Source organism: Blastococcus deserti (assembly GCF_042682525.1).
In the GTDB taxonomy this organism is placed as follows: Bacteria; Actinomycetota; Actinomycetes; order Mycobacteriales; family Geodermatophilaceae; genus Blastococcus_B; species Blastococcus_B deserti.
In genome coordinates this window covers 146,172-155,282 of the sequence record NZ_JBHUHP010000028.1, presented here as the reverse complement: position 1 = coordinate 155,282, position 9,111 = coordinate 146,172, and the positions used below count along the sequence as shown (strand labels likewise).

6 protein-coding genes are annotated in these 9,111 nt (G+C 73.5%); all 6 read left to right on the top strand.

Features of this window, described 5'->3' with window-relative positions:
- The first annotated feature begins 271 nt into the window (after positions 1–271).
- Genes glyA through ACFSHS_RS19745 form a run of 6 tightly spaced genes read left to right on the top strand, consistent with a single transcriptional unit; the run spans position 272 to position 9,064 of the window.
- The gene (gene glyA, locus ACFSHS_RS19770; protein WP_376879848.1) at positions 272–1,612 is read left to right on the top strand and encodes a serine hydroxymethyltransferase; all 1,341 of its coding nucleotides are present in this window, start codon (positions 272–274) and stop codon (positions 1,610–1,612) included.
- On the top strand, positions 1,609–2,841 hold the full coding sequence (locus tag ACFSHS_RS19765; protein ID WP_376879846.1) for a sarcosine oxidase subunit beta family protein: 1,233 nt from the start codon (positions 1,609–1,611) through the stop codon (positions 2,839–2,841). Before glyA ends, ACFSHS_RS19765 begins: the two co-directional genes overlap by 4 nt.
- A 38-nt stretch (positions 2,842–2,879) precedes the next feature.
- Positions 2,880–3,158 (top strand): sarcosine oxidase subunit delta, encoded by a 279-nt coding sequence (locus ACFSHS_RS19760; protein WP_376879844.1) that lies wholly within the window; start codon positions 2,880–2,882, stop codon positions 3,156–3,158.
- Positions 3,155–6,019 carry a 2Fe-2S iron-sulfur cluster-binding protein gene (locus ACFSHS_RS19755; protein ID WP_376879842.1) on the top strand — a complete coding sequence of 955 codons (2,865 nt, stop codon included), beginning with the start codon at positions 3,155–3,157 and terminating at the stop codon, positions 6,017–6,019. The genes ACFSHS_RS19760 and ACFSHS_RS19755 overlap by 4 nt, the downstream gene beginning before the upstream one ends.
- Complete coding sequence (locus ACFSHS_RS19750; RefSeq protein WP_376879840.1) at positions 6,009–6,590, top strand: sarcosine oxidase subunit gamma; 582 nt, start codon at positions 6,009–6,011, stop codon at positions 6,588–6,590. The genes ACFSHS_RS19755 and ACFSHS_RS19750 overlap by 11 nt, the downstream gene beginning before the upstream one ends.
- Positions 6,591–6,601: 11 nt before the next feature.
- Complete coding sequence (locus ACFSHS_RS19745) at positions 6,602–9,064, top strand: GcvT family protein (protein ID WP_376879838.1); 2,463 nt, start codon at positions 6,602–6,604, stop codon at positions 9,062–9,064.
- The last annotated feature ends 47 nt before the right edge of the window (positions 9,065–9,111 follow it).

Genomic DNA, 9,111 nt, shown 5'->3' with positions numbered 1-9,111 from the left:
CACGTCGACCACCGCCTCACCCGGACCCGGATCGGGCACCACGACCGTCTCGACGCTGACCGGCGCACCCTTGCTGAGGGCGACGACGCCCTTGACCTCGTACGGCACTGCTTCTCCTCGATCGTCGACTGCGTTCTGACCCGGGTCCCAGTGTTCCGGTATCCCACCCGGCGCGTGGCGGGGGTGTCCCTTGACCTCCGCCATGGTGAGAACCTAGTGTGCAGATGACTGATATACCAGTCGTCGAATATGCCGCGTCGAGGGGAACCGCATGTCCGTGCTCGCCGATCGGAGCCTCACCGGGTCCGCCGAGGGTCCCGCCGTCGCCGACCCCGTGCTCACCCGCCCGCTGGGGGAGACCGACCCGGAGGTCGCCGCCGCGATCGCCGCTGAGCTGCACCGGCAGCAGTCGACGCTGGAGATGATCGCCAGCGAGAACTTCGCGCCGGTCGCGGTCATGCAGGCGCAGGGATCAGTGCTCACCAACAAGTACGCCGAGGGCTACCCCGGCCGGCGTTACTACGGCGGCTGCGAGCACGTCGACGTGGTCGAGCAACTGGCCATCGACAGGCTCAAGGCCCTGTTCGGTGCCGAGTACGCCAACGTCCAGCCGCACTCGGGCGCGCAGGCGAACGCCGCGGCGATGTCCGCGCTGCTCGAGCCGGGGGACACCATCCTCGGCCTCGACCTCGCCCACGGCGGTCACCTGACGCACGGGATGAAGCTCAACTTCTCCGGCAAGCTCTACGACGTCGCCGCCTACCACGTCGGCCGCGACGACCACCGGGTCGACATGGCCGAGGTGGAGCGGCTGGCGAAGGAGCGGCGGCCCAAGCTGATCGTCGCCGGCTGGTCGGCCTACCCGCGGCACCTGGACTTCGCCGAGTTCCGGCGGATCGCCGACGAGGTCGGCGCGTACCTCATGGTCGACATGGCCCACTTCGCCGGGCTGGTGGCCACCGGGCTGCACCCCTCGCCGGTGCCGCACGCCCACGTGGTCACCTCCACCACGCACAAGACCCTCGGCGGCCCCCGCGGTGGGGTCATCCTGGCCACCGCGGAGCTCGGCAAGAAGTTCAACTCCTCGGTCTTCCCCGGTCAGCAGGGCGGTCCGCTGGGGCACGTCATCGCGGCCAAGGCGGTCGCCTTCAAGCTGGCCGCCGAGCCCGCCTTCCGCGAGCGCCAGGAGCGCACCCTCGAGGGCGCGCGCATCCTGGCCGAGCGGCTGCTGACGGCCGACTGCCGGGAGGCCGGCGTGAGCGTGGTCAGCGGTGGCACCGACGTCCACCTGGTCCTGGTCGACCTGCGCGAGTCGCCGCTGGACGGCAAGCAGGCCGAGGACCGGCTGCACTCGATCGGGATCACGGTCAACCGCAACGCCGTCCCCTTCGACCCGCGGCCGCCCATGGTCAGCTCGGGGGTCCGGATCGGCACCCCGGCGCTGGCCGCCCGCGGCTTCGGCGCCGAGGACTTCGCCGAGGTCGCCGACATCATCGCCGGCGCGCTGCGCCCCACGGTCGGCGAGGCGCGGCTGGCCCGCCTGAGCGCGCGGGTCACCAGCCTGGCCGAGCGCCACCCGCTCTACCCCGACCTGGCGGGAGGCACCCGATGAGCCCCCGCACCCCCGGCGCGGACCTGCCCGACCACCCCGACTTCCTCTGGCGCAACCCGGAGCCGAAAAAGTCCTACGACGTCGTCATCGTCGGCGGGGGCGGGCACGGCCTGGCCACCGCGCACTACCTCGCCAAGAACCACGGCATCACGAACGTGGCGGTGCTGGAGAAGGGCTGGCTCGCGGGCGGCAACATGGCCCGCAACACCACGATCATCCGCTCGAACTACCTGTGGGACGAGAGCGCGGCGATCTACGAGCACTCGCTCAAGCTCTGGGAGGGGCTCGAGGAGGACCTCGGCTATCCCATCCTGTTCAGCCAGCGCGGCGTGCTCAACCTCGCGCACACGCTGCAGGACGTCCGCGACAGCGTGCGCCGGGTCGAGGCCAACAAGCTCAACGGCGTCGACGCGGAGTGGGTCGAGCCCGACGAGGTCAAGAAGATCTGCCCGATCGTCAACACCTCGGCCGACATCCGCTACCCGGTGCTCGGCGCCACCTACCAGCCGCGCGCGGGCATCGCGAAGCACGACTACGTGGCGTGGGGCTTCGCCCGCCGGGCCGACGAGGCCGGCATCGACCTCATCCAGGACTGCGAGGTCACGGGCTTCACCACCGACGGGAACCGGGTCACCGGCGTGCAGACCACCCGCGGCACCATCGCCGCCGGCAAGGTGGCGCTCTGCGCCGCCGGGCACACCTCGGTCCTCACCGACATGCTCGGCTTCCGCGTCCCGGTGCAGAGCCACCCGCTGCAGGCGCTGGTCTCCGAGCTGCTGGAGCCGGTGCACCCGACCGTCGTCATGTCCAACGCGGTGCACGTCTACGTCTCCCAGGCGCACAAGGGCGAGCTGGTGATGGGCGCCGGCGTCGACTCCTACAACGGCTACGGCCAGCGGGGCGCCTTCCACATCATCGAGCGGCAGATGGCCGCGGCGGTCGAGCTGTTCCCCGTCTTCGCCCGCGCGCACCTGCTGCGCACCTGGGGCGGGATCGTGGACACCAGCCCCGACGCCTCGCCCATCGTCGGGCGGACCCCGTACGACAACGTCTACCTCAACTGCGGCTGGGGCACCGGCGGTTTCAAGGCGACCCCCGGCATCGGCGACTGCATGGCGCACACCATCGCCCACGACGAGCCGCACCCCCACGTCGCGCCCTTCGCCCTCGACCGCTTCGTCAGCGGCGCGCTCGTCGACGAGCACGGCGCCGCCGCCGTGGCCCACTGACCGGCCCACTGACCGGCCCACCGACCGCAGGAGTTCCCGTGCAGCTCATCGAATGCCCGTGGTGCGGCCCCCGCGAGGAGGTCGAGTTCCACTACGGCGGCCAGGCGCACGTCGCCTATCCCGAGGACCCCGCCGCCCTCGACGACGTGGAGTGGGCCCACTACGTCTTCTTCCGCGACAACCCGAAGGGCCGCTTCGCCGAGCGGTGGAGCCACGCGGCCGGCTGCCGGCGCTGGTTCAACGCCGTGCGCGACACCGCCACCTACCGCTTCGAGCGGGTCTACCGCCTCGACGAGCCCAAGCCGGTGATCTCGTGAACGCTCCCTTCCGCACGCCCGAGGGCGGCCGCGTCGACCGCGGCGCCACGCTGGAGTTCACCTTCGGCGGGGAGTCCTTCACCGGCCACCCGGGCGACACCCTCGCCTCCGCCCTGCTCGCCGCCGGGCGGCACTCGATCGCCACCAGCGTCAAGCTGGGCCGGCCCCGCGGCGTGGCCGCGGCCTGGGCCGAGGACCCCAGCGGCCTCGTGCAGATCGAGGAGCCGTTCCCGGAGCCGATGCTGCTGGCCAGCACCGTGGAGCTGCACGACGGGCTGGTCGCCCACGGCCTGCCCGGCCAGGGCCGGCTCGCCGAGGTGGCCGACTCCGCGCGCTACGACGCGATGCACGCGCACGTCGACGTGCTCGTGGTCGGCAGCGGTCCCGCCGGCCTGGCCGCCGCGCTGACCGCCGCCCGCGGCGGTGCCCGCGTCGCGCTGGTCGACGAGCAGGCCGAGGCGGGCGGCTCGCTGCTGGGCACCGCCGACGTCCTCGACGGCGTCCCCGCCCTGGAGTGGGTCGCCGACGCCGTCGCCGAGCTGACCGCGCACCCCGACGTCCTGCACCTGCAGCGGACGACGGCCTTCGGCCTCTACGACGACGGCTTCGTCCTGGCCCTCGAGCGGCGCACCGACCACCTCGGTGCCGCGGCGCCGCGGCACGTGGCCCGGCAGCGGGTCTGGCGGATCCGCGCCGCGCGGATCGTCGTCGCCGCCGGCGCCCACGAGCGCCCGGTGGTCTTCGCCGACAACGACCGGCCCGGCATCATGCTGGCCGGCGGCGCCCGCACCTTCCTGCGCCGCTACGGCGTCCTGGCCGGCAGCCGGGCCGTCGTCTTCACGACCAACGACAGCGCCTACGCCGCGGCGGTCGACCTCGCCGACGCGGGCGTCGACATCGCCGCCGTCGTCGAGGCCCGGCCCCAGGCGCCGGCGCACTGGGCCGCCGCCTGCGCGCAGCGCGGCATCCCGGTGCGCAGCGGCAGCGTGGTCACCGGCACCGACGGAACCGAGCGGGTGACCGCCGCGCACGTGGCCCCGTTCGCCGACGGGCGGCCCGGCCCGGCCGAGCGCATGGACTGCGACCTGCTGCTGGTCAGCGGTGGCTGGAACCCGGCCGTGCACCTGTTCAGCCAGGCCCGCGGGCGGCTGCGCTTCGACGAGGGCCTCGGCGCGTTCCTGCCCGCCGAGGAGCTCGACGGGGTCACGGTGGCCGGCGCGGCCGCGGGCCGGCTCGACCTCGCCGGCTGCCTGGCGGACGGACGCCGGGCCGGGGCCGCCGCGCTGGCCGGGCTGTCCCTCGCCGTCCCCGAGGAGCCCGCGCTGCCGTCCACGGACGCCGCGCCCGCGGGGCTGGCGCCGATGACGCTGTGGCGGGTGCCCGACGGCGCCGACGGCAGCACGTCCTTCGTCGACCTCCAGCGCGACGCCACCGTGGCCGACCTCGCGCGCGCGGCCGGAGCGGGCCTGCGGTCGATGGAGCACGTGAAGCGCTTCACGACGATCGGCACCGCCCACGACCAGGGCAAGACCTCCGGCGTCCTGGCCTCCGGCATCACCGCCGAGCTGCTCGGCGTGCCGATCCAGGCCACCGGGACGACGACCTTCCGCCCGCCCTACACGCCGGTGGCCTTCGCCGCGCTGGCCGGGCGGGACCGGGGGCGGCTGTTCGACCCGGAGCGCACCACCGCCGTCCACGACTGGCACGTCGCCGAGGGCGCGGTCTTCGAGGACGTCGGCCAGTGGAAGCGGCCGCGCTACTACCCGCAGCCGGGCGAGGACATGGAGGCCGCCGTGCTGCGCGAGTGCGCCGCGACCCGCGGCGGCGTGGGCATCCTCGACGGCTCGACGCTGGGCAAGATCGACGTCCAGGGCCCGGACGCCGGTGCCTTCCTCGACCTGCTCTACACGAACCTGATGAGCAGCCTGAAGGTCGGCTCGGTCCGCTACGGCGTGATGTGCGGCGTCGACGGCATGGTCATCGACGACGGCACGGTGCTGCGCCTGGCAGACGAGCGCTTCCTGGTGCTCACCACCACCGGCGGGGCCGCGAAGATCCTCGACTGGATGGAGGAGTGGCTGCAGACCGAGTGGCCGCACCTGCGGGTCCGGCTCGCCTCGGTGACCGAGCAGTGGTCGACCTTCCCGGTCGTCGGCCCCCGGTCGCGGGACGTGATCGGCGCCGTCTTCGGGGACGTCGACGTCTCCAACGAGGCCTTCCCGTTCATGACCTGGCGGGACACCTCGCTCGGCGGCGTCCCGGTGCGGCTGGCGCGGATCAGCTTCTCCGGCGAGCTGGCCTACGAGGTCTACGTCAACAGCTGGTACGGCCGCGCGGTGTGGGAGCGGCTGGTCGAGGCCGGCCGCCCGTACGGCATCACCCCGTACGGCACCGAGACCATGCACGTCCTCCGCGCCGAGAAGGGCTACCCGATCATCGGGCAGGACACCGACGGCACGGTCACCCCGCACGACCTGGGCATGGCCTGGGCGGTGTCGAAGAAGAAGAAGGACTTCGTCGGCAAGCGTTCGTTCTCGCGGCCGGCCAACCAGGACCCGCTGCGCAAGCAGCTGGTCGGGCTGCTGCCGGTCGACCGGGAGACGGTGCTGCCGGAGGGCTCGCAGATCGTCGAGCACACCCCGGACGGGCAGCTCCCGCCGCCGCCGGTGCCGATGCTCGGCCACGTCACCTCCAGCTACCGCAGCGCCGAGCTCGGCCGGCCGTTCGCCCTCGCGCTGGTCAAGGGCGGCCGCGACCGCATCGGCCAGACCGTCTCCGTGCCCGTGGGCGGGGCGCTCGTCCCGGTCGAGATCACCGGATCCGTGCTCGTCGACCCGGAAGGAGCCCGTCGTGACGGCTGACCTGCTTCCCCGTACCTCGCCGCTGGACCCGTACACCGCGGCGTTCGAGGGCCTGCCGGACGCCGTCCGGATCACCGCGGAGCCGTTCGTCGCGATGGCCGACGTCCGCGTCGATCCGTCGTCCGGCGCGCGCGTGCGCGGTGCGGCCCTGCCCACCACCCCGAACACCTGGGTGCCGGCCGGTGACGGCCGGCTGGTCTGGCTCGGGCCCGACGAGTGGTTGCTCACCAGCCCCGGCACCGCGCCCGAGGCGCTCGAGGCCGAGCTGGCCGAGGCGCTGCGCCCGGCCGGTGGGGTGGCCGTCGACGTCTCCGCGCAGCGGACCGTCCTGCGCCTCGGCGGACCGCGCGTGCGCGAGGTGCTGGCCAAGGGCTGCTCGCTCGACCTGCACCCCCGGGTCTTCGTCCCGGGCACCAGCGCCCAGACCGCCCTCGGCCAGGCTGGGGTCGTCCTGCTGGCCCTGGGCGGGGACGAGTTCGCCATCCTGGTCCGCTCCTCCTTCGCCGGATACCTCGCCACCTGGCTGCTCGACGCGAGCCTCGAGTACGCCGACCCCGCACTGATCTCCTGAGAGGAACCGCCATGTCCAGCACCCCTCGCGTGGTGATCATCGGAGCCGGCATCGTCGGTGCCAACCTGGCCGACGAGCTCACCGCCCGCGGCTGGGACCGGGTCACCGTCGTCGACCAGGGCCCGCTGCCCCTGACCGGCGGCTCCACCTCGCACGCCCCCGGCCTGGTCTTCCAGACCAACGGGTCGAAGACCATGACGCAGTTCGCTTCCTACACGGTGGAGAAGTTCCTCGGCCTGGACGTCGACGGCGCCTGGTGCTTCAACCAGGTCGGCGGCCTGGAGGTGGCGACCACGCCGGAGCGGCTGGCCGAGCTGCACCGGCGGCAGGGCTGGGCCACCTCCTGGGGAGTGCAGAGCGAGGTGATCGGGCCCGACGAGTGCGTGCGGCTGCACCCGCTCGTCGACCCGGACCAGATCCTCGGCGGCCTGCACATCCCCAGCGACGGCCTGGCCAAGGCCTCGCGCGCCGTCGTCGCGCTCGCCCGGCGGGCCGAGGCGCGCGGCGCGGCGTTCCAGGGCGACACCCGCGTGGTCGGCATCGAGCAGGCCGGCGGCCGGGTGACCGGCGTCCGGACGCCGGACGGGGTGATCCCCGCCGACATCGTCGTCTCCTGCGCCGGCTTCTGGGGCCCGGCGATCGGCGCCATGGTCGGCATGCGGGTGCCGCTGCTGCCGCTGGCCCACCAGTTCGTCTGGACCGGGCAGGTCGCCGAGCTGGTCGGCCGCAACGACGAGCTGACCGAGGCCGGCATGCCGATCCTGCGCCACCAGGACCGCGACCTGTACTACCGCGAGCGGGGCGACCGCCTGGGCATCGGCTCCTACGCGCACCGGCCGATGCCGGTCGAGCTCACCGACCTGCCCGAGGGCGACGTCAGCGACTCCGCGATGCCCTCGATGCTCCCGTTCACCGAGGAGGACTTCGCCGAGGCCTGGGAGCACAGCCGTGAGCTGCTGCCCTCGCTGCGCTCGACCAAGGTCGACTCGGGCTTCAACGGCATCTTCTCCTTCACCCCGGACGGGGGACCGCTGATCGGCGAGTCACCGGACGTGGCCGGCTTCTGGATCGCCGAGGCGGTCTGGGTCACCCACTCCGCCGGCGTCGCCCGGTCGGTCGCCCAGCTGCTGGTGGACGGCCGCAGCGAGCTGGACCTGCACGGCTGCGACGTCGCCCGCTTCGAGGAGGTGCAGGTCACCGACGCCTACGTGCGGGAGACCTCGCAGCAGAACTTCGTCGAGGTCTACGACATCCTCCACCCGCTGCAGCCCAAGCTCTCGCCCCGCGACCTGCGGGTGAGCCCCTTCCACGCCCGCCAGCGCGAGCTGGGCGCGGTCTTCCTGGAGGCCGCCGGGTGGGAGCGCCCCCACTGGTACGAGGCCAACGCGGGGCTGCTCGACGAGCTCCCGGCCGAGTGGGTGCCGCCGGCGCGGGATGACTGGTCGGCGCAGTTCTGGTCGCCGATCGCCGCCGCCGAGGCGTGGAAGACCCGAACCGCCGTGGCGATGTACGACATGACCCCGCTCAAGCGCCTGGAGGTCAGCGGCCCCGGGGCGCTGGACCTCCTGGAGCGGCTGACCACCGGGAAGATGGACAAGTCGGTCGGCTCGGTGACCTACACCCTCGCCCTCGATGAGACCGGTGGCGTCCGCAGCGACCTCACCGTCGCCCGGCTGGGCGAGCAGCTGTTCCAGATCGGTGCCAACGGCAACCTCGACCTGGACCACCTGCGCCGCGCGGCCCCGGCCGACGGCAGCGTCCAGGTGCGGGACATCACCGGCGGCACCTGCTGCATCGGGCTCTGGGGCCCGCGCGCTCGCGACCTGGTGCAGAAGGTCACCGACGACGACTTCACCAACGAGGGGCTGAAGTACTTCCGCGCCAAGCGGGCCACCCTCGGCGGCGTCCCGGTGACCGCCATGCGGCTGTCCTACGTCGGCGAGCTGGGCTGGGAGATCTACGCCAGCGCCGAGCACGGGCAGAAGCTCTGGGACGTGCTGTGGGCGGCCGGCCAGGACCTCGGCGTGATCGCCGCCGGACGTGCGGCCTTCAACAGCCTGCGGCTGGAGAAGGGCTACCGCTCCTGGGGCTCGGACATGACCACCGAGCACGACCCGTACGAGGCGGGGCTCGGCTTCGCCGTCCGCAAGCAGAAGGGCGCGTTCGTCGGCAGCGAGGCGGTCGCCGACCGCAGCGACGAGACCGCCCGCCGGCGGCTGTCCTGCCTGACGATCGACGACGGCACCAGCGTGGTCCTCGGCCACGAGCCGGTGTTTGTCGACGGCGCGCCGGCCGGCTACGTCACCAGCGCGGCCTTCGGGCACACCGTCGGCCGGCCGATCGCCTACGCCTGGCTGCCCGCGTCGGCCGGGGTCGGCACCGCGGTGGAGATCCAGTACTTCGACCGCCGGATCGCGGCGACCGTCGCCGCCGAGCCGCTGGTCGACCCGGAGATGACGCGCATCCGCGGCTGAGAAAGGACCCCCTCCTCCCCACCCCTCGCACGCTCGGGGCGGTGCCC

Excerpts from the sequence above, each read along its gene's own strand:
- glyA (WP_376879848.1), top strand. The coding sequence starts at position 272 with ATGTCCGTGCTCGCCGATCGGAGCCTCACCGGGTCCGCCGAGGGTCCC.
- ACFSHS_RS19765 (WP_376879846.1), top strand. The coding sequence starts at position 1,609 with ATGAGCCCCCGCACCCCCGGCGCGGACCTGCCCGACCACCCCGACTTC.
- ACFSHS_RS19745 (WP_376879838.1), top strand. The coding sequence starts at position 6,602 with ATGTCCAGCACCCCTCGCGTGGTGATCATCGGAGCCGGCATCGTCGGT.